Below are 19541 nucleotides of genomic sequence, written 5' to 3' on the forward strand. Positions count from 1 at the left end.
AAGGGCGAGCACACGTGGCCGTCGCGGCAAGTGCTCGGGCTGGAGAATACTACGCCGCTTCGCGGCTCCGCATCCTCCAGCCCGAAGGTGCACCAATGAGCACGCGCGCGGCCATCGTCGGCATCGGGCTCGGCCCCGGCGACCCGGACCTGATGAGCGTGCGCGCCCGCCGCGCGCTCGAAGGCGCGGATCGCCTCGCGCATTTCTGCAAGAGCGGACGCCGCGGCAACGCCCGCGCCATCGCCGATCTCGTCGTCGGCGCCGACCCGGCGCGCGAGATCGCGATGGCCTATCCCGTCACGACCGAGATCGCGGTGGAGGATCCCGCCTACGCGCAGGCGCTCGCGGGCTTCTACGAGGAATGCGTCGCGCGCCTCCTCGCGGAGGTCGAGGCGGGACGCTCGGTGGGGGTGCTCTGCGAGGGCGACCCGTTCTTCTACGGCTCGTGGATGCATCTGTGGCGGCGCCTGAAGGATCGCGTGCCGGTCGAGACCATCCCCGCGATCACCGCCATGTCCGGCGCCTGGACCGCCATCGAGGCGCCGATCACGTGGGGCGACGACGTGCTCACCGTCGTTCCCGGCACGCTGCCCGGCCCGGAGCTGGCGCGGCACCTGAGGGACACCGACGCCGCGGTGATCATGAAGCTCGGCCGCAATTGGCCCAAGGTCCGCGCGGCCCTCGCCGAGGCGGGGCTCGAAGACCGCGCGGTCTACGTCGAGCGTGCCACCATGGCGGGCGAGCGCATGATGCCGGTCGCCGACATGCCGGAGGATCACGAGGCGCCGTATTTCTCCCTCGTCGTCGTTCCCGGTGACGGGAGGCGGCCGTGAGCATGGTCGAGACCCGCGGACGATTGACCATCGTCGGGCTGGGTCCCGGTGATCCAGACTGGATCACGCCGGCGGCGCGCCGCGCGCTCGACGAGGCGAGCGACGTCGTCGGCTATGGACCGTACGTCGCGCGCATTCCCGACAGGCCGGGCCTGACGAAGCACGCCTCCGACAACCGCGTCGAGCTCGACCGCTCCCGCCACGCCCTGACGCTCGCGGCCCAGGGCCGGCGGGTCGCGGTGGTCTCCGGCGGCGATCCGGGCGTCTTCGCCATGGCGGCGGCGATCTTCGAAGCGGTGGAGGCGGGCGATCCGGCCTGGCGCGCCCTCGACATCCGCGTCGAGCCAGGCATCTCGGCCATGCTCGCCGCCGCCGCGCGCCTCGGCGCGCCGCTGGGCGGCGATTTCTGCGCGCTGTCGCTCTCGGACAACCTCAAGCCCTGGGACGTCGTGGAGAGGCGTCTGCGCCTCGCGCTCGAGGCGGATTTCGCCGTCTGCCTCTACAACCCGATCTCGAAGGCGCGCCCCTGGCAGCTCGGTCGCGCCTTCGAGATCGTGCGCGAGGTCCGCGCGCCCGAGCACCTCGTCGCCCTCGCCCGCGCCGTCGGCCGGCCGGACGAGGGCCTCGCCATTCGCAGCGTCGCGCAGGTGCGCGCCGAGGAGGCGGACATGGCGACGCTCGTCATCATCGGCGCCTCGACGACCCGGCTGATCCCCCGCCCCGGCGACGCGCGGCCGTGGATGCTCACGCCGCGCAGCTACGGAGCCGGCGCATGAACGCGCTCCAGCCAGGCGAGCGCCTCCTGCGCACGCGCGACGGTCTCGACGCCCGGCGGGCGCGGCGGGCGCTCGACGACGATCACCGGCAGGCCGAGCGCGCGCGCCGCGTCGAGCTTCGGACGCGTGGCGTCCGCGCCGGAATTCTTGGTGACCAGCACGTCGATGCGCTCGGCCTGCATCAGCGCCCGCTCCGCCGGCTCGTCGAAGGGCGGGCGGTGGCGGATCTCGACGAGATCGGGAAGCGCGACCGCTCCCACGGGATCGATGGTGCGCACGAGATAGGCGTGCTGCGGCGCGGCCTCGAAGGCCGCGAGCTCGAGCCGCCCCACGGTGAGGAAGACGCGCTTGGGCGCCTCCCCGAGCGCCGCGACGGCACCGGCCATGTCCGGCACGCGCGTCCAGCGATCGCCGGGCGCGGGCGTCCATTCCGGGCGCACGAGGGCCAGCAAGTGAACGCCGGCGAGACGGCAGGCCTGCGCCGCGTTGCGCGACATCCGCGCGGCGAAGGGATGCGTCGCGTCGACGACGGCGCGGATGCGCTGCGCCTTCACGTAGGCGACGAGCCCCTCGACCCCGCCGAAGCCGCCGACGCGCGTCGGGATCGGCGCGGCGCGCGGCGCGCTGGTGCGGCCGGCGAGCGAGAGCGTGGCGGGCAGGTCCGAGCGCGCGGCGAGCAGATGCGCGAGCGCGGTCGCTTCCGTGGTGCCGCCGAGGAGGAGGATCGTCATGCCCGACATATCCTCTGACGCGCGCTGGCTGTCCATCGTCGGCATCGGCGAGGACGGGCGCGCCGGCCTCTCCCCCGCCGCCGCCGCTGCCCTCGATCGAGCCGAGCTCGTCGTGGGCGGCGCCCGCCACCTCGCCCTCGCCGCCCCGATCCGCGGTGAGACGATGACCTGGCCGAGCCCGATCACGGACGGATACACCACGATCGAGGCGCGGCGTGGCCGCCCCACCTGCGTGCTCGCCACCGGGGACCCGTTCCATTACGGCGTCGGCGCGGAGCTGGCGCGCCGCATCCCGGCGGGCGAGATCGCCGCCTTCCCGCAGCCCTCCGCCTTCTCGCTGGCCGCCGCACGGCTCGGCTGGTCGCTGCCGGAAGTCTCGTGCGTGAGCCTGCACGGGCGCAGCTTCGAGCGGATCGTGCCCGTTCTCCAGCCGGGCGCGCGCGTCCTCGCCCTCTCCTGGGACGAGACGACGCCCGCAAGGCTCGCGGCGCTCCTCGCCGAGCGCGGCATGGGCGCGTCCGAGATCGTCGTGCTCGACGCCATGGGCGGACCGCGCGAGCGCATCCGGCGGACGCGGGCGGACGCGTTCGCGCTCGACGGGATCGACCCGCTCAACACGGTCGCGATCACAGTCGGCGCCGGCCCCGACGCGCGGGTCGTCACGTTGGTGCCCGGCCGTGACGACGCCTGGTACGACAACGACGGCCAGCTCACCAAGGCGGAGATCCGCGCCGTGACGCTCGCCGCGCTCGCGCCCCGCGCCGGCGGGCTCCTGTGGGACGTGGGCGCGGGATCGGGCTCGGTGGGCATCGAATGGATGCTCGCGCACCCGGCGAACCGCGCCATCGCCGTCGAGGCGCGCGCGGAGCGGGCGGCGCGCATCGCGGAGAACGCCAAACGCCTCGGCGTGCCGGACCTGCGGATCGTCACCGGCCCGGCGCCGGACGCGCTCGCGGGACTGCCGGCGCCGGACGCGGTCTTCATCGGCGGCGGCGCCACCGTGCCGGGGGTGGTCGAGGCCGCCTTCACCGCGCTTCCCGCTGGCGGGCGCCTCGTGATCAACGCCGTGACGCTGGAGACCGAGGTACGCCTCGCGGCGCTGCATGCCGCGCACGGGGGCACGATGCGCCGCCTCGCCGTCTCGCGGCTGGAGCCGGTGGGAACGATGCACGGCTGGCGCGCGGCGATGCCGGTGACCCAATGGATCGGGATCAAGCCATGATCGTCGCGGGAATCGGCTTCGCCTCGAGCGCGACGACGGAGGAGATCGTCGACATCGTTCGCGAGGCGCTGGCGCGCACGCAGACGCGCGCCGCGCGCCTGGCCACGGTGGAGACGCGCGCCGCGCTGCCCGCCTTCGCCGAGGCCGCCGCGCGGCTCGGGCTCCCGATGGAGGCCGTGCCGCCGGAGATCCTGCGCACGGCGTCGGGCGGCGTCGTCTCCTGCTCGACGCGCGCGCAGGCGGCGCACGACGTCGGCTCGGTCGCCGAGGCCGCCGCGCTCGCAGCCGCGGGCGAAGGCGCGACGCTCGTCCTCGCGCGCATCACGGGCGCGCGGGTCACCTGCGCCCTCGCGCGGTCCGCCGTTCATGCCGAGGAGGCGCCGCGATGACCGTCCATTTCATCGGCGCGGGTCCCGGCGCGCCCGACCTGATCACGGTGCGCGGCCGCACCCTCGTCGAACGCTGCCCCGTCTGCCTCTTCGCGGGCTCGATCGTGCCCCCCGAGATCCTCGCCTGGTGCCCGGCGGGCGCCCGAATCGTCGACACGGCGCCCCTCGATCTCGACGCGATCCTCGCCGAAATCGAGCGCGCGGACGCGGCCGGGCAAGACGTGGCGCGGCTGCATTCGGGAGATGTCTCGGTGTGGAGCGCCATGGGCGAGCAGATCGCGGCGCTGGAGGCCCGCGCCATCCCCTTCACGATCACGCCCGGCGTCCCCTCCTTCGCCGCCGCGGCGGCCGCGCTCGGGCGCGAGCTGACCGTGCCGGAAGTGGCACAGTCCGTCGTGCTGACCCGCACGTCCGGGCGCGCCTCGAAGATGCCGGAGACCGAGCGGCTCGCGACCTTCGCGCAGACCCGCGCTACGCTCGCGATCCACCTCTCGATCCACCGCATCGAGGACGTCGTCGACGACCTCCTGCCCGCTTACGGCGCGGATTGCCCGGCGGCGGTGGTCTGGCGCGCGTCCTGGCCCGACGAGCGGGTGATCCGCGCGCCGCTCGGCGAGATCGCCGCGGCGATGCGCGCGGAGCGGATCGAGCGCACGGCGCTCATCCTCGTCGGCCCCGCCCTCGCCGGCACGGGCGAAGCGCGCTCGCGCCTCTACGCGCCGGACTACGACCGCCGCTTCCGCCCGGGATGGGAGGGGGGCGAATGAGCGCGATTTCGCGCGCGACCCCGTTTCCTCCCCGCAGGGGAGGAGTCCGCGCTCCGCGCGGGCGGTGGGGCCGTTTCGATCATCCTGCAGGCCGGCCAGCCCCCGCCCCACCCTCCGACCCTCGGGTCGTCGTCCTCCCCTGCGGGGAGGTGGCGCTCCCCCTACATCACCGGGTGGAAGCCCATGCGGCCGACGAGGGCGCCGTCTCGGTCGAACACCACGATCTCGAGCGCGATGGGCGTGCCGCGCAGGGCCTTGGCGGCGGTCTTCCAGGCGTGGCCGGCGACGACGTCCGCGAGCGGCAGGCCGAGCCGCCTCGCGCTGCCGAGCACCTCGAGCGCCGTGTTGGCACCGCGTGCACGCGCCACCTCCTCGGTCGGCGCGCCCGACTCGGCGAGCCGGTCCGCGAGCCAGGCGAGGTCGACGGGCCCCGCCCGGGAATGCAGATCGAGCATGCCCTGCCCGAGCTTCGTCATCTTGGCGATGCCGCCGGCGATGGTCACCTGCGGGACGGGGTTGCGGCGCAGGTATTTCAGCATGCCGCCGGCGAAGTCGCCCATGTCTATGAGCGCCTGGTCCGGCAGGCCGTGCAGCCGCTTGACGGCTTCCTCCGACGTCGAGCCCGTCGCCCCGGCGACGTGGACGAGGCCGCCGGCACGGGCGACGTCGATGCCGCGGTGGATCGAGTGGATCCACGCTGCGCAGGAATAGGGCACGACGATCCCCGTCGTGCCCAGCACCGAGAGCCCGCCGAGGACGCCCAGCCGCGGGTTCAGCGTCTTGAGCGCGATCACCTCTCCACCGGGAATACCGATCTCCACGACGAGGTCCGGCGCCCCCTCGCCGAGCGCCGCGGCGGCCTCGGCGAGGTTCTCGCGCATCATCTGCCGGGGCATGGGGTTGATGGCCGGCTCGCCCGGCGGGATCGGGAGACCCGCGCGGGTGACGGTGCCCACCCCCTCCCCGGCGCGGAAGACGATGCCGCTGCCCGGCGGCCCGGGTCGAACGCTCGCGCGGACCTCGACGCCGTGGGTGACGTCCGGGTCGTCGCCGGCGTCCTTGATCACGCCCGCCATGGCGACCCCCGCGCCCGCCTCGTGACGGGCGAGCGCGAAAGCGGGCCGCGCGCCCTGCGGCAGCACGATCTCGACAGGGTCGGGAAATGCGCCCGTCCGCAAGGCCACGAACGCCGCTTTCGCCGCCGCGGTGGCGCAGGCGCCCGTCGTCCAGCCGCGCCGGAGCGCTGTCGTGGGCACCTCGTCCTTTTCGCGGGATGGATCGCTCATGCCCGCTCGTCTACACGAAGAGCATCGCGAAATCACCGCACGCCGCCGTCGCGCCCCCTTCGAGCCCACCTCGCCCGAGCCCCGAGACACGCATGACCGACCTCTCGCGCCTCTCCCCCGCCTTCTCGCCCGGCACCGTCTGGCTCGTCGGCGCCGGGCCCGGCGATCCCGGGCTCCTCACGGTGCATGCGCTCAACGCCCTCGCGCAGGCGGACGTCGTCGTGCACGACGCGCTCATCGGCGAGGGCATCCTCGCGCTCGCCCGCGAGGGCGCGGTGCTCGAATACGCGGGCAAGCGCGGCGGCAAGCCCTCCGCGCGCCAGGACGCCATCTGCGAGCGGCTGATCGCGCTCGCCCGCGCCGGCAAGCGGGTGCTGAGGCTCAAAGGTGGCGACCCGTTCGTGTTCGGCCGCGGCGGCGAGGAGGCGCTCGCGCTCGCGCAGGCCGGGATCGCGTTTCGTATCGTGCCCGGCGTCTCCTCGGGCCTCGCCGCGCTCGCGCAGCACGGCGTGCCGGCGACGACCCGCGACACCAACCATGCCGTCATCCTCGCCACCGGCCATCTCGCGACCGACGACGAGAGCGTCGACTGGGGGGCGCTCGCGCGCGCCGGCGTGCCGATCGTGCTCTACATGGCGGTGGCGAACCTCGGGCCCATCGCCGATGCGCTGATCCGCGGCGGCCTTTCGCCCAAGACGCCGACGCTCGTCGTGCACGGCGCGACCACTGCGCGCGAGACGCTCCTCGAAGCGCCGCTGGCGGACCTGCCGGCGCTCGCCGCCAACGGCGCCGTCGCCTCCCCCGCGATCGTCGCGATCGGGGCCATCGCCGCGTTCCGGCAGGCGATCGCGAGCCATCTCGAGGGCTTCCGCGAGGCGGTGGGCTCGTGACGGCGGTGCTTTCGACCGGCATCCCGAAGGGCCTCCTCGTCGCGGCCCCGCGCTCGGGATCGGGCAAGACCACCGTCACGCTCGGCCTGCAGCGGGCGCTCGCCCGCCGAGGGCTCGCGGTACGCGGCGTGAAGAACGGGCCGGACTACATCGACCCCGCCTTCCATGCGGCGGCGACCGGCGCGCCGAGCGTCAATCTCGACAGCTTCGCCATGGACGACGCGACGATGGACGCCATCGCGGCGCAGGCGCTCGCGGGTGCCGAGATCGTCGTGGGCGAGGGGTCGATGGGCCTCTTCGACGGCGTGCGCGGCGAGAGCGGGCGCACGGGGGCGAGCGCTGATCTCGCCGCGTTCTTCGGCTGGCCGGTGATCCTCGTCCTCGACGTCTCGGGACACGCGCAATCCGCCGCCGCCGTGGCGCTCGGCTGCGCACGGCTCGACCCGCGCATCACCATCGCGGGCGTCGTCCTCAACCAGGTGGCGAGCCTGCGCCATCGCCGCCTCGTGGAGGACGGGCTTTCGCGCATCGGCATCCCGGTGATGGGCGCCCTCGCCCGCGACGGCGCGCTCGCGCTGCCGGAGCGCCATCTCGGCCTCGTCCAGGCGCACGAGACGGCGGACCTGGAGGCGCGGCTGGACGCGCTCGCCGACACGATCGAGGCCGGCGTCGACCTCGACGCGCTCCTCGCGGCGGCGACGTCGACGCGCGTGCCGACGGACGGAAGCGACGCGACCGCGATCCCCCCGCCCGGCCAGCGCATCGCGCTCGCGCGCGACGCGGCCTTCTCCTTCGTCTATCCGCACCACCTCGCTGCCTGGCGCGCGGCGGGCGCCGAGATCGTGCCGTTCTCGCCCCTCGCCGACGAGCCGCCGCCGGCGGATTGCGACGTTTGCTGGCTACCCGGCGGCTATCCCGAGCTCCATGCCGGGCGTCTCGCCGCGGCGGAGCGCTTCCGAACGGGCATCCACGCTTTTGCGCGAACGAAGCCCGTCCACGGCGAGTGCGGCGGCTACATGACGCTCGGCCGCGCGCTCACCGATGCCGAGGGCGCGACGTACCCGATGCTCGACCTGCTGCCGATGGAGACGAGCTTCGCCAAGCGCAAGTTCAACCTCGGCTACCGGATCGCGACGCTCCTGCGCGACGGCGTCCTCGGCGAGGCCGGGACGCGCCTCGTCGGACACGAGTTCCACTACGCCTCGATCGTCACCCGAGACGAGGCCCGCGCGCACGCCTTCGCCGACCTCCTCGACGCCGAAGGCAGCGATCTCGGCTCCGCCGGCCACCGCGTGGGCACCGTCAGCGGCACCTTCTTCCACGCCATCGCGCGTCGGTGAGGCCTGTTCAGCGCCCCGCCCGCTGGACCAGCACGACGCCCGTGACGGCGAGGCCGATGGCCGCAAGGATCGTCGGCGAGGGCAGCGTCGCGAAGGCGATCGCGGTCATGATCGCACCCCAGATCGGCACGAGGTTGAGGAACACGGAGGCCCGCGCCGGCCCGATCGCCGCGACGCCCTGCGACCAGAGCCAGAAGGCGCCGAGCGTCGCGAGAAGCCCCATATAGACGATCGCCGCCGCGTCGAACGGGCGGATCGCCGCGATCTCGGCGGGAACCTCGGTCAGGAGCGCCGCCGCGGGCGCCAGCATCAGCGCGCCGAGCGCGAGGCTCCATCCGGTGATCGTCGAGGCCGCATGGGCGGCGAGCGCCCGCTTCACCTCGATCGTGTAGACCGACCACACGATCGCGGCCGCGACGAACAGCACGTCCCCGAGCAGCGTGCCCGAGCTGAAGCGCCACTCGGCCGCGCGCGCCTCCGGCAGGATCACCACGAGCACGGCGCCGAAGGCGCAGGCGAATCCGACGAGCTGCATCGGCCGCACCGCGGCGCGCAGCATCACGAGCGAGAGCGCCGCCGTCCAGGCGGGCGTCGTCGCGATGATCACGAGCCCGTGCAGCGGCGTGGACAGATCGAGCGCGATCGTGAACAGGATGTTGTACGCGAACACCCCCAGGAACCCGATGCGCGCGAACAGCGCGATCTCCCGGGTCCCAGCCGCCGCGAATCGCCGCGTGAGCACGACCACCACCCCCACCGCCGCCGCGCCCACCAGGAAGCGGGCGGCCGCGAGGAAGACCGGGTCGAGCACCTCGAGCGAGATCTTCCCCGCGACGAAGACGCCGGCCCAGAACAGAGTCGCCAGCGAGAGCCGGACATAGGTCGCGAGGTCGCTCGCGCGCGCGGAAGCGCCCTGCGCGTGTCCCGTCGATATCGCCATTCGGATGCTCCGTGCTCGGCTCGGTGTTCTGGGGCGTGCTCAGCCGCCCAGGAGGACGCGGCAGCCGGTGCGGTAGGCCGCGAGCGCGGACGGATCCGGTGTCTCGGCTGCGGCGAGGTCCTTCTGGAGGGCGTAGAGCGCCTTGAACGCACCCGCCGGGTCGCCTGCCGCGATCGACTGCCGCAGCGGGCCGGACGGGAGGCCCTCGACGGCGGCGGCGCCATCGGCTCCGCCGAGGCGCTCGTGCAGCTCGGCGAAACGACGGACTTGATCGAGCTGATCCTTTCGCACGACGGCGGGCTGGTCCGGCCGAGCGGCGATCGCGATCGCACGCGCCCCGGCCTCGTCCTCGAGCGTCGCCGTTCGCTCCACCGCGCCCAGCGCGATCACGCGCGGAGCGAGGTCGAGATCGGCGAGGAGCGGCGCGAGCGCGGCCGCCGACGAGCGTGCTGCCGCGGCCGAGAGGACGAGCGTCGGCCGAGACGCGTCGCCGGCAGCCGCGAGAGCCGCCGCTACCCTCAGCGCCTCTGACGGCATCAGCGATCCGTCGGGCTCGATGCGAGCGATCTCGGCGGCGGGCAGCCGGACGTCCTCGTGGCGCTCCGCGAGGCCGCGCGCGGCGAGGACGTCGAAGTAGGTCGAGGTCGCCTCGTGAATGTCGAGCCCGTCGTAGAAGCCGGTCCGGACGCTGCGACCCGCCTTGATGAGGGGTGGAGCGATCCACCCGTCGGGCTCGCCGTCGAAGCCCTCCGGCGCGAGCGCGAAGCGAATTGGAAGGCCGATGCGCCGTGCATAGGCGAGATCCACGCGATCGTGCGCCGGGTTGACGAGGACGGCACCCGTCCCGAAAGCCGGCTTCACCCAATCGGCGACGAGAACGGGCAGGAGATCGCCCGTCAGCGGGTGCCGGACGAATCGTCCGGTGAACCCGTCCTCCACCCCCGCTGCCGCCGGATGCTCCGCATGAACGGCGAGCGCGCAGGCCGCCGGGCACGGCGACCAGTCCGTGATGAAGACGTGGATCGCGTCGCCCCCCTCCTCCTGCGGAAATCGGAAGAGTGCGCCCGGCGTACGACGCACGGTCTTGCCGAGCTTCTTGACCAGCGCCGAGGGCCACGGCTCCGACGCGCCGTTGGCGAACCGCTCCGCGGTCTGCGGGCGGGCGACGTGGATAACCCGCGCCGAGCCGTCCTCGGACCTCTCTCGGAACGCGAGCCCTGCCGCGGACAGGCGGTCGAGCAGCGCCGCGCACGCGCTGTCGTCCGAGCCGAGCAATTCGGCTCCGTCCCGACGCGCGATGAAGCCGGCATAGGCTTGCGCACGAAGCCGATCCGGCTCGTCCCCATCGCCTTCGCCCCCGGCGACGACCAGACGGAAATGCCGCTCGCTCATCGCCGCCCCCCGCACCCGTCAGGGCGCTCGGTGCAGCTCGATGCGAGAGGACCCGGTGAACATGTATTGTGGTTGCGGCTCGGCGAGAACGACATCGACTCCCAACTCCCGGCAATAGGTCTGCGCGAAGAATGAACCGGTTGCAGCGAACAAGACTAATGCCGCTTTCGATTGCTTGCAAGAGTCGATTATGGTCGACAATGTGCCAGTCGAGAGTGTCATGCCGGTGGCGAGAACAATGTCGGCATCCGCGATGGCGTCAAGGGTACCCTGACCGTCGAGCACGGGGCTGCCGTTGATACCCCCGCTTATGAGGGCGGGATCGTAGTCGCTCCCGACATACTCCATGCCTGCCTCCCGAAGCCAAGGCACGAAGTTGCCCATCACTCCAACGTTGAGCAGCCTTCTTGCACCGCGCCTTCGCGCTTCGTCGATCACGGCGCTGCAGATGATACGCGCACGCTCGACGGCCTTCTCCGCGGCATCGCCTTCGAAATGGAACATCTCGCTCGGCTCGCGCCCGAGCTCGGCGAAAGCCGTATCGAGCGCCGCGATCCTGAGGGCGGCGGGCGCGTTGTCGGAAAGCTTGCGAGAGTCACTACCAAGCCACAGATCATCGACATCGTGACTTGCGAAGTCGACGTAGGCGCAGCCGATCCGACGCGCTTGCGCGTAGACCATCGAATATGCGAGGTCACGCTCCAAAGCGTTCGGTCGGTAACGATAATCCACGCGCCAGAGACCGCGAAGGTGGAAGTTGGAAGGATCCTGCGCGCTGGTCTCTCGCCATATGATCTTCGAGAGCTCGCTCAAGAGTGGGTCGACATCGTAGTGTTTCCTGTCGGACTTGATGCTCGAATCGGCCACATGCAGATCAACCATCGGATTTCTCCAGCTCGAGCGGCTTGCGCTCCATGACAGCGTCGACCCGCGATACGATGTCGATCGCTTCGTTCAATTCCGGAGCGGTTCCGCCGCTGATGGTGTAGCGCGTCGAGGCTTCGCCGAAATGGCGCATGACGTCGAGCAGGGGGCCCGGATCGAGCGCCCAGTCGAGATACTCGTAGCCGAGCCCGCCGTCTTGACCGCAGAGCGGATGCTGGACGGCCCAATTCATGCTGACCGTTCGCACGCTTGCGTTCCGCCTCCAGGTTGCGAGCGCCCCGAGGAGGGCGTCTCTTTCCCGCCAGCCCTCACCAAGGCCGAACAGGAGCGACACACCAATCTTGATGTCCGCCTGTTCAAGGATGTCGAAGGCTCGCGCAGCGCGGTCGAGCCAATTGCCGTGCCGTGCTCCGATGTCCTTGCTAAACCCGCCGACGGAACCAGGCTCCGGTGTTTCAACGCCGATGAACACGTATTCCAAGCCGCAGCGCGACAGCTGATGTGCGATGTCCGGCCGAGCGAGTATTTGATCGATTGTAGCTTGCCCGCCGACGCGCACTCCGTGCGGTGCCTGCTCGACGAGGCTCTCGAAACGATCGACGAGCTTGGCGTTCCAGCCGAGAAGCGTCGAGTCTTCCACGAAGGCGCTCGCACCATCCTCGCCCGGATAGTCTTCGGCCACTGTTCTCGCAGCTGCCAAGAGGCGTTCATGCAACCTGTCGGCGCTCGAGGCGAATGCTCGAGGCGCACCCGTGACGCTGATCCGTTCGCTGCAGAAGGCACAATCGTAAATGCATCCACGACCGACGTCAGAGAACACGTGAGCAGTTGGGAGATTGCCGAGAACGTCGAACCGTGCGCCTACGCCGAACATTTCCGCCGGAGCCGGAAGCATGTTCATGCTCAACGCGCCTGCTTTACCTGACACGAGAGCGATGTGGCCGCTGATCACCGTACCGGCGACAAATTCACCGGCGGCGGCACTCAGTCGTTCGAGACGCATTCGGCTGTCACGCGCACGCCCACCCGCATCGATCGTTTCTTCCACGATCTCGCCGAGCTCCCGAATTGCATCCTCACCGTCGCCCGAGACGACGATGTCGAAAACGTTGCTGATGCGTTCGTCCGCAATCAGCCGCAGAGGTGAGGCTCGATGGTGCTGCACAGCGCCCGAACGCTTGTCGACCCACATCGTCTCGGTCGCATGACGTCCACCCAGAACGATCAGCACGTCGTCGCCGAGGTGAGCACGGACGATCTCCGCGCATGCGACAGCGCCCGGCATACAGATCGACATCGCACCGATCAGAACGAGGTTCGGCTGAAGGACCGGGAGCGTCGCGTCCAGCGTCTCGATTGCGCCGGGAAGATCGTGGAAGAGCTTCGTAGTGGAACGGCGCGACCTACGTCCGCTCGCCCAATTGCTGCGAGACCACGCGGTCCCGGGCCGATCAGCGGCCGCAGCGGCCACTCTACAGGCATTGAACATGCTTGCTGGATCACCGCTCGAAAGAGAGCGATCGCCGGCCGCGCCGACGATGAACTGCGGTGCGGAAAAGGCCATGACTCGTAGCGTCATTACGGTCTCCAGGTCCGCCCAGCCGATGATCAAGCGTCGGAGACATCTAAACCTCGGATCATATAAAACTCAAGGCTGTTTTTGTCGCAGCAAAAAATCCTCAAGTTGGGTCATCGCTTGACGCTGGAGCGTAGGAGGCTGGTACTCCCCGCCGCCTCCTCCTCGACCTCCCGTCCCCGCACCTCCTCCGGTGGCAGGAACACGACCGCGATGCCGTCCTCGAGCCCGGAGCCGTCCTGCGCCTCCAGGCTGTCGAACAGGATGCGGCCGCCGCGCACGAAGACGAGGCCGGCCTCGTCCGTCTGGGGCGCGAGCGCGCGGGTCGCGGGCTCGGCGGCGAAGCGCCAGCCGGCCTCGAAGCGCCGCTCGTACTCGGCGAAGGGCAGGCGCCCGAAGAGCTTGCCGCGCCAGTCGCGGTCGAGCTCGTGGGCGAGATCGACGTCGCCGGCGGCCGGGAGCTGGAAGACCCGCTCGCGACCCAGGTCGGGGCCGAGCCGGGCGGATACGAGCGCGTTGTAGACGTCGTCCTTCGTGGCGACGAGGGCGTAGTCGATCGGGCTGTCGGCGAGGCGGTCCTCGGCCTCCTCCGAGAGAATCTGGGTCTGGATGGCCGAGATCCCCGCGCGCCGGGCCCGCTTCGCGGCACCGGGAAACGTGTCGATGAGGACGACGCGCACCTTCGCCAGCCCGAGGGCCCGCGACAGGTCGACGGCCCAGTCCGAGGCGCCGATGATGGCCACGGCCGGATCGTCGCCCTTGGAAAGGCCCAGAGCACGGGCGAGCGGGGGAAGCGCGAAGCCGTGGACGACCACCGTCGTGGCGATGACGGCGAAGACGGTGGGCTCGATCAGCGCGGCTTCGTCGTAGCCGACTTCGGCGAGGCGCGCGCCGGCGAGCCCGGCCACGGCGGCCGCGACGATGCCGCGGGGCGCGATCGCCCCGGTGAGCACGCGCTCGCGCCAGTCGAGGTCGCTGCCGATCGTGGCGAGCGCGATGGCGAGCGGACGCACGACCAGGAGCATGGCCAGGGTGAGGAGCACGATCGGCCACGACAGCGCGAGGAACACCTCCGTGTCGAGATCGGCCACGAGGACGATGAACAGGGTCGAGACGATGAGGACGACGAGGCCCTCCTTGAAGCGCTTGAGCTCGGAGAGCCCCGGCACGTCGATGTTGGCGAGGGTCAGGCCGAACACGGTGGCGGCGACGAGCCCCGCCTCGCTGATGGCGAGATTGGCCAGCGCGTAGACGCTCAGCGCCAGCGCCAGCAGCATCGGCGTCTTGAGGATCTCGGGCGTCAAGTCCGCGACGAAGAGACGACGCACCAGGAAGGCGGCGCCGACGCCGAGCGCGACGCCCACGGCGAGCCCGACGCCGAGGCGCAAAGCCACCTCGAGCAGGGCCTCGTCGTCGCCGAACTGGAAGAGGATCAGGAACTCGAGCACCGCGGCGGCGAGGATCGCGCCGGCGGGGTCGTTGAGGATCGCCTCCCATTTGAGGAAGGAGGCGGAGCGACGCTCGAGCCGCGCCTGGCGCAAGAGCGGCAAGATGACGGTGGGGCCCGTCACCACCATGATGGCGCCGAACAGGATCGAGGCGCCCCAGTCGAGCCCGCCGATATAGGCCGCCGCCAGCGCGCCGAGCAGCCAATTGACCGGTAGCGCCACGACCGTGAGTCGCACCACGCCCTGACCGGCCGCGCGCAGCTCCTTGAAGTTGAGCGCGAGCCCGCCCTCGAACACGATCAACGCCACCGCAAGCCCGATGAGGGCGTGCAGGTTGTGGCCCATGGCCTCCGACGGGTCGATCAGGCCCAAGCCCGGCCCGACCAGCAGGCCTGCGGCGAAGAGTATGACGATCGCAGGCAGCGCGAACCGGAAGGCGAGCCATTGCGCCGCCACCCCGCCGGCCACCAGAACGACCACGGCGAGCGCGACGTCCTGCTCCATGTCCGGTGCGTCCCTCCCTTGTCGAGCACAGGCGGATGGAACGCGGCGGCGGCGCGCATGGTTCGCGGAAAGCGTGGCGGAACGCGCCCAATGCGCGCGACCTCGCGACGCATGGCGCCGGGCGCGCGCCGGCGGTCTGCTCGGCCCCGACTCGGAACACCGCAACTGGAGATACGAAATGGCGAAGGCCATCCACGCCATGATCCGTGTGCTCGACGAGGCGCGCTCAGTCGAATTCTACGCAAAGGCCTTCGGCCTTTCGGTCGCGGACCGCTTCGCCTTCGAGAGCTTCACCCTCGTCTACCTGCGCAACGAGGAGGCCGATTTCGAGGTGGAGCTGACGGTCAACCACGGGCGCACCGAGCCCTACGACCTCGGCGACGGCTACGGCCACATCGCCTTCGCGGTGGACGACCTCGACGCCGAGCACGCGCGCTTCGAGGCGCTCGGATTGGCGCCGCGCAAGATCGTCGCCTTCGAGCGCGAGGGCGCGCTCATGGCGCGGTTCTTCTTCGTGGAGGACCCCGACGGCTACAAGATCGAGGTCCTCCAGAGGCACGGGCGCTATCGCTGACGCGCGCGCCCGGGCGGCTTTTCCTCAGGCCGCTTTTCCTCAGGCGGCTCGGCGCCGCGTGTGCGCCAAGAGCCCGTCGAGATGGCGGGCGATGGCGCGCATGCCGAAGAGGCCGGCGCGGGCTTCCGCCTGGGGATTGTAATTGGTGTTGGTGTTGACGTCGTAGACGTAGCACGTCCCCGCCTCGTCCTCGATCACCTCGATGCCGGCGATGCCGACGCCGTTGGCTTCGAGGAAGCGCTCCAGCGCCGGGATCTCGGGGATGTCGTAGCCCGGCACGATCGAGAACTTCTCCGCCGGCGCCACCGCCGGGCAGGCGGCGTCGCCGATCGCCGCGCTCTCGCGTACGTCCTCGATGGCGCAGGCGTCCGCGGGGCACAGCTCGAAGCCCTCCGACGTGTCGACCCGCACGGCGTAGAGGAAGCGCCCGCCGACGAATTCCAGCCTCGTGACGAAGGGTGCCGGCGCCTTCACGTAGCGCTGGACGAGGGTGATGCCGTCGATCGGCTCCTCGAAATCGGCCGAGGCGAGATGCTCGGCCAGCGCCTCCGGCGAGAGGAAGAGGCGCACGCCCAGCCCCTTGCCGCCGCGATTGTGCTTGAGGATCAGCGGATAGCCGAGCGCCGCCGCGGCGTCCTGGATGCCGCCGCGCCCCACCACCGCGAGCGTGTCGGGCGTGCGCAGGCCGTGCGCCGCCAGCGCCTCGTATTGCGCGACCTTGGAGACCTCGAGCCGCAGCGCGCGCCCGTCGTTGACGATCGTCCGGCCGTGCCGCTCGAGCCATGCGAGGACGGCGCCGGTATATTCGGCGGCGAAGCGATGATCGCGCGTGTGCGAGGACGCGCTCATGCGGTTGTAGAACACGCCCTCCGGCGGCGGCGCGCGCAGATCGACGACGCCGCGATCGAGGAACCACTCCTCATAGGGCGTCCCGAGCTCGGCGAACGCCTCGCGCAGCGGCACGACCCACGCGTCGTTCTCGTGAATGACATGGACCTTCGTCATCGGGTCTCTCCTCGTGTGTGAGGAAGAGATAACGCACGACGGAGCGAGTTTGAAGGGATTGTACGTTCAGAATGGCGTGATTTTCGTATTCTACTTCGAAAAATGGGGAATGGTGCATCGCTGTTCGGGGCGGCGTCAGGCGCCCGCCAGCATCTTGCCGAGCATGAAGCCCGAGCCTGCGCCCGTGCCGGCGCCGGGCCAGGTGGAGGCGCCGCAGATGTGGAGGCCTTTCACCGGCGTCGCGTAGCGCGACCAGCCGGGGACGGGGCGGAACAGGAAGTTCTGGTCGAGATGGTGCGAGCCCGCGAGGCTGTCGCCGCCGATGAGGTTGGGATCGTCCCGCTCCAGATCCGCCGGCGAATGCACCGCGCGGCCCAGTATCTTGCCGCGCAGGCCCGGCGCGTAGCGCTCGACGACGTCGAGGACGCGCTCGGCGTAAGCTCCCTTCGCGCTCTCCCAGTCCCGCGCCGTGATCGTCCCCGCGGCATCGCCCGCGATCTCGGCGGGCAGCACGCGCACCTGGACCCAGAGCACGTGCTTGCCCGCGGGCGCCCGCGACGGGTCGACGACGCTCGGCTGGCCGACGACGAGGACGGGCTCGGCAGGCAGGAGCCCCTCCATCGCCTGCGCGTAGGTCGCGGCCATCGTGGCGAGGTCGGGGGCGAGGTGGACGTAGGCGAAGCGCTTCAGCGCCTCCCCGGCCGCCCAGTCCGGCAGGCCGTCGAGGGCGAGGTGGACCATCATCGTGCCCGGCCCGGGGCGGAAGCGCGCGAGCTTCTTCGTATAGGCCTCCGGGCGTGCGCGCTCCTCGAGCAGCTTGCCGAAGACGAGCTGCGGATGGGCGTTGGCGACGATCGCCTTACCGGCCTCGAAGCGGCGCCCGTCGGCGAGGCGCACCGCCGACGCCTTTCCGTTCGCCGTCTCGATGGCGACGACCTCGGCGTCCGTATGGATCTCGCCGCCGAGCTCCTTCAGCAGGCCGGTCATGGCGGAGATCATGGTGGCCGCGCCGCCCTTGCCGACGACCATGCCGAAGGCCTGCTGCGCCATGGCTTCCAGATAGGGGAAGAGCGCGCCGCCCGAGGCGTCCGGCGGGAAGTCGAGGTGCAGGCCCCAGGTCGCGAGCATCGCCTTGACCTTGGGGTGGGTGAAGGTGCGGTCGAGGAAGTCCCGCGGCGAGGCGGCGAGGAGCCGCGCCGTGTCGAGCAGCCAGGGCGTGCCCTTCTGCCGCCACGCCTTCCAGGCGACGCCCGCCATCTGGCGAGAGGGCATGGGCGAGCCGAGGAGCCCGAAGATGTGGGGCGCGTCGCCCGGAAAGTCGTTCGAGAGCGCCCGCCACGCGTCCGCGTCCACCTGCGAGAGCGCCGCGATGCGCGCGAGGTTGGTCTCGAGGTCGTTCGACACGCCGAGCCAGGTCCCGTCCGGGAAGGCGGAGGCGAAGCAGTCGCTCGCAGGCGCCAGCGCGAAGCCATGGGCGGCGAGCCTGTCCTTGTAGGTGGCGAAGAAGGGGGAGCCCGCGAACAGGCTCAGGTTCATGGCGTAGAGATCGTGCGTGAAGCCGGGCAGCGTCAGCTCGGCGGACTTCACCGCGCCGCCGGCGACGGGCGCCTTCTCCAGGACGGCCACCTTCCAGCCCTTGGCCGCGAGGTGGATGGCGCAGGCGAGGCCGTTGTGGCCGGCCCCGATGACGAGCGCGTCGTGCACGTGTGCGTCCCCCTGTCTTCAATGGTGATATTTATCGGCAGATGCATAGACCCTGTCCAGGGCGCAGCGCGATCGGGTGGATAATCCGTGTCCCGATTCCGCCCGCGGCGTCTCGGTAGGCAAAGCCTCCGAACGCCTCGATGCGCCGACGCGCAGCCGGGTCGCGGCATCCGCGCACGGCGCCGCCGACCGGGGCAGTTCCTTGCATTCTCATATTTCGGGCGTACCATGCCGCTACGTGACGTGCGGACGCTCCGGCGGCAGAGGGGTGCCGGGCGCGACGCGCGACCGATCGATCCCGTGGGAGGCAATCATGACCGCACAGAACACGCTCTTCGACCTCGCCGCCGGCCTCGCCAGCGGCGCCATCACCGTCGTCGATCTCTCCGCGCCGCTCGGCCCGGAGACGCCGGTGCTCTACCTGCCTCCCGAGATCGGCGTGAACACGCCGAATGTGGAGATGCACGAGATCTCGTGGTACAACGAGAAAGGTCCCTACTGGGCGTGGCGATGGCTGAAGCTCGGCGAGCATACCGGAACGCATTTCGACGCGCCGATCCACTGGATCTCCGGCAAGGACCACGCGGACGGCTCCACCGACACGATCCCGCCGCGCAATTTCGTGGGCCCCGTCAACGTCATCGACTGCTCGAAGCAGGCGGCCGAGAACCCCGATTTCCTCCTCAGCGCAGACGGCGTGAAGGCCTGGGAGGCCGAGCACGGCGCCATCGAGCGCGACAGCTGGGTGCTCATGCGCACCGACTGGCATCACCGCAACAAGAGCGCCGAGACCTTCCTCAACGCCGACGAGAACGGACCGCACTCCCCGGGCCCGTCGGTCGACTGCATGGAATACCTCGTCTCGAAGGGCATCCTCGGCTGGGGCACGGAATGCGTCGGCACCGATGCGGGCGCGGCCGCGGGCATGAACCCGCCCTTCCCCGCCCACTTCCTGATGCACCAGGCCAACCGCTACGGGCTCGCGAGCCTCGCCCATCTCGACCGCCTGCCGCCCAAGGGCGCGGTCCTGGTCGCGGCGCCGCTGAAGTTCGTGAATGGCACCGGCAGCCCCGTGCGCGTGCTGGCTCTCGTGCCGGGCTGAGCCTCGGCGCCCTCTCCCCCAAGCGGCGCGCGTCCCCCGCGCGCCGCGGCCCGATCCCCAGCGTGAGCGTCCCATGAGACACCCCGTGTCCACCTCTGTTTTCCTATGCAGCGCATTTTTGCGCGGCGAGATGGCGTGCGGGGTCGTAGTCGGCTCGATCTCGCCAGGCATGCCAGA

Annotated in this window: 18 protein-coding genes; 9 read left to right on the forward strand and 9 right to left on the reverse strand. The window is 71.1% G+C overall.

The annotated features are described in order from the left end of the window. The first annotated feature begins 95 nt into the window (after positions 1-95). Complete coding sequence (locus tag IEX89_RS23750; protein ID WP_188915778.1) at positions 96-833, forward strand: precorrin-2 C(20)-methyltransferase; 738 nt, start codon at positions 96-98, stop codon at positions 831-833. A gap of 2 nt (positions 834-835) precedes the next feature. Next, complete coding sequence (gene cobJ, locus IEX89_RS23755) at positions 836-1609, forward strand: precorrin-3B C(17)-methyltransferase (RefSeq protein ID WP_188915795.1); 774 nt, start codon at positions 836-838, stop codon at positions 1607-1609. Here the strand turns inward: cobJ and IEX89_RS23760 are convergent. Then, positions 1591-2340, reverse strand: a complete 750-nt coding sequence (locus IEX89_RS23760) for a cobalt-precorrin-6A reductase (protein ID WP_188915779.1) — start codon at positions 2338-2340, stop codon at positions 1591-1593. The genes cobJ and IEX89_RS23760 overlap by 19 nt on opposite strands. On the opposite strand from IEX89_RS23760, the gene cbiE reads away from it, so the two are divergent. The 3 genes from cbiE to cobM are packed head-to-tail and all read left to right on the forward strand — an operon-like array spanning position 2339 to position 4718. Next, positions 2339-3562 (forward strand): precorrin-6y C5,15-methyltransferase (decarboxylating) subunit CbiE, encoded by a 1224-nt coding sequence (gene cbiE, locus IEX89_RS23765; protein WP_188915780.1) that lies wholly within the window; start codon positions 2339-2341, stop codon positions 3560-3562. The two genes, IEX89_RS23760 and cbiE, sit on opposite strands and share 2 nt — an antisense overlap. Continuing rightward, entirely contained in the window at positions 3559-3951 is a 393-nt protein-coding gene (locus IEX89_RS23770; RefSeq protein WP_188915781.1) for a cobalamin biosynthesis protein, read from the forward strand. The genes cbiE and IEX89_RS23770 overlap by 4 nt, the downstream gene beginning before the upstream one ends. Continuing rightward, positions 3948-4718, forward strand: a complete 771-nt coding sequence (gene cobM, locus IEX89_RS23775; protein ID WP_188915782.1) for a precorrin-4 C(11)-methyltransferase — start codon at positions 3948-3950, stop codon at positions 4716-4718. The genes IEX89_RS23770 and cobM overlap by 4 nt, the downstream gene beginning before the upstream one ends. A gap of 161 nt (positions 4719-4879) precedes the next feature. Here the strand turns inward: cobM and IEX89_RS23780 are convergent, their stop codons facing one another. Beyond that, the gene (locus IEX89_RS23780; RefSeq protein ID WP_188915783.1) at positions 4880-6004 is read right to left on the reverse strand and encodes a cobalt-precorrin-5B (C(1))-methyltransferase; all 1125 of its coding nucleotides are present in this window, start codon (positions 6002-6004) and stop codon (positions 4880-4882) included. A 92-nt stretch (positions 6005-6096) separates the two neighbouring features. Between IEX89_RS23780 and cobA the strand changes: the two genes are divergently transcribed. Together cobA and IEX89_RS23790 are read left to right on the forward strand one after the other, a co-directional pair. Beyond that, positions 6097-6894: a uroporphyrinogen-III C-methyltransferase gene (gene cobA / locus IEX89_RS23785; RefSeq protein WP_188915784.1), complete on the forward strand. Its 798-nt coding sequence runs from the start codon at positions 6097-6099 to the stop codon at positions 6892-6894. Next, positions 6891-8234, forward strand: coding sequence for a cobyrinic acid a,c-diamide synthase CobB (locus tag IEX89_RS23790; RefSeq protein WP_188915785.1), 1344 nt, complete (start codon positions 6891-6893; stop codon positions 8232-8234). The genes cobA and IEX89_RS23790 overlap by 4 nt, the downstream gene beginning before the upstream one ends. A 7-nt stretch (positions 8235-8241) precedes the next feature. Here the strand turns inward: IEX89_RS23790 and IEX89_RS23795 are convergent, their stop codons facing one another. The 5 genes from IEX89_RS23795 to IEX89_RS23815 form a co-directional block, all read right to left on the reverse strand. Then, positions 8242-9174 (reverse strand): DMT family transporter, encoded by a 933-nt coding sequence (locus IEX89_RS23795; protein ID WP_188915786.1) that lies wholly within the window; start codon positions 9172-9174, stop codon positions 8242-8244. A gap of 39 nt (positions 9175-9213) precedes the next feature. Continuing rightward, positions 9214-10566 carry a class I tRNA ligase family protein gene (locus IEX89_RS23800; RefSeq protein ID WP_188915787.1) on the reverse strand — a complete coding sequence of 451 codons (1353 nt, stop codon included), beginning with the start codon at positions 10564-10566 and terminating at the stop codon, positions 9214-9216. 18 nt (positions 10567-10584) lie between these two features. Then, positions 10585-11448, reverse strand: a complete 864-nt coding sequence (locus tag IEX89_RS23805) for a Rossmann-like domain-containing protein (protein ID WP_188915788.1) — start codon at positions 11446-11448, stop codon at positions 10585-10587. Next, a complete protein-coding gene (locus IEX89_RS23810; protein WP_188915789.1) occupies positions 11441-13063 on the reverse strand; it encodes a B12-binding domain/radical SAM domain-containing protein in 1623 nt (540 codons plus the stop codon). The genes IEX89_RS23805 and IEX89_RS23810 overlap by 8 nt, the downstream gene beginning before the upstream one ends. A 77-nt stretch (positions 13064-13140) precedes the next feature. Then, positions 13141-14979 (reverse strand): cation:proton antiporter, encoded by a 1839-nt coding sequence (locus tag IEX89_RS23815; RefSeq protein ID WP_188915790.1) that lies wholly within the window; start codon positions 14977-14979, stop codon positions 13141-13143. Positions 14980-15157: 178 nt separating this feature from the next. Between IEX89_RS23815 and IEX89_RS23820 the strand changes: the two genes are divergently transcribed. Further along, positions 15158-15553: a VOC family protein gene (locus tag IEX89_RS23820; RefSeq protein ID WP_188915791.1), complete on the forward strand. Its 396-nt coding sequence runs from the start codon at positions 15158-15160 to the stop codon at positions 15551-15553. A gap of 39 nt (positions 15554-15592) precedes the next feature. Here IEX89_RS23820 and IEX89_RS23825 read toward each other — a convergent pair whose 3' ends face one another. Together IEX89_RS23825 and IEX89_RS23830 are read right to left on the reverse strand one after the other, a co-directional pair. Further along, complete coding sequence (locus IEX89_RS23825; protein WP_188915792.1) at positions 15593-16558, reverse strand: ATP-grasp domain-containing protein; 966 nt, start codon at positions 16556-16558, stop codon at positions 15593-15595. Between the two features lie 135 nt (positions 16559-16693). Further along, positions 16694-18262, reverse strand: a complete 1569-nt coding sequence (locus IEX89_RS23830) for a phytoene desaturase family protein (RefSeq protein WP_188915793.1) — start codon at positions 18260-18262, stop codon at positions 16694-16696. A 313-nt stretch (positions 18263-18575) separates the two neighbouring features. Between IEX89_RS23830 and IEX89_RS23835 the strand changes: the two genes are divergently transcribed. Then, entirely contained in the window at positions 18576-19364 is a 789-nt protein-coding gene (locus IEX89_RS23835) for a cyclase family protein (RefSeq protein ID WP_188915794.1), read from the forward strand. The last annotated feature ends 177 nt before the right edge of the window (positions 19365-19541 follow it).

It is taken from the genome of Salinarimonas ramus (genome assembly GCF_014645695.1).
Lineage (GTDB): Bacteria > Pseudomonadota > Alphaproteobacteria > Rhizobiales > Beijerinckiaceae > Salinarimonas > Salinarimonas ramus.

Bases quoted from the DNA above. Each gene is read 5' to 3' on its own strand.
- IEX89_RS23750 (WP_188915778.1), top strand. From the start codon at position 96: ATGAGCACGCGCGCGGCCATCGTCGGCATCGGGCTCGGCCCCGGCGAC.
- cobJ (WP_188915795.1), top strand. From the start codon at position 836: ATGGTCGAGACCCGCGGACGATTGACCATCGTCGGGCTGGGTCCCGGT.
- cbiE (WP_188915780.1), top strand. From the start codon at position 2,339: ATGCCCGACATATCCTCTGACGCGCGCTGGCTGTCCATCGTCGGCATC.
- IEX89_RS23760 (WP_188915779.1), bottom strand. From the start codon at position 2,340: ATGACGATCCTCCTCCTCGGCGGCACCACGGAAGCGACCGCGCTCGCG.
- IEX89_RS23770 (WP_188915781.1), top strand. From the start codon at position 3,559: ATGATCGTCGCGGGAATCGGCTTCGCCTCGAGCGCGACGACGGAGGAG.
- cobM (WP_188915782.1), top strand. From the start codon at position 3,948: ATGACCGTCCATTTCATCGGCGCGGGTCCCGGCGCGCCCGACCTGATC.
- IEX89_RS23780 (WP_188915783.1), bottom strand. From the start codon at position 6,004: ATGAGCGATCCATCCCGCGAAAAGGACGAGGTGCCCACGACAGCGCTC.
- cobA (WP_188915784.1), top strand. From the start codon at position 6,097: ATGACCGACCTCTCGCGCCTCTCCCCCGCCTTCTCGCCCGGCACCGTC.
- IEX89_RS23795 (WP_188915786.1), bottom strand. From the start codon at position 9,174: ATGGCGATATCGACGGGACACGCGCAGGGCGCTTCCGCGCGCGCGAGC.
- IEX89_RS23800 (WP_188915787.1), bottom strand. From the start codon at position 10,566: ATGAGCGAGCGGCATTTCCGTCTGGTCGTCGCCGGGGGCGAAGGCGAT.
- IEX89_RS23805 (WP_188915788.1), bottom strand. From the start codon at position 11,448: ATGGTTGATCTGCATGTGGCCGATTCGAGCATCAAGTCCGACAGGAAA.
- IEX89_RS23815 (WP_188915790.1), bottom strand. From the start codon at position 14,979: ATGGAGCAGGACGTCGCGCTCGCCGTGGTCGTTCTGGTGGCCGGCGGG.
- IEX89_RS23820 (WP_188915791.1), top strand. From the start codon at position 15,158: ATGGCGAAGGCCATCCACGCCATGATCCGTGTGCTCGACGAGGCGCGC.
- IEX89_RS23825 (WP_188915792.1), bottom strand. From the start codon at position 16,558: ATGACGAAGGTCCATGTCATTCACGAGAACGACGCGTGGGTCGTGCCG.
- IEX89_RS23835 (WP_188915794.1), top strand. From the start codon at position 18,576: ATGACCGCACAGAACACGCTCTTCGACCTCGCCGCCGGCCTCGCCAGC.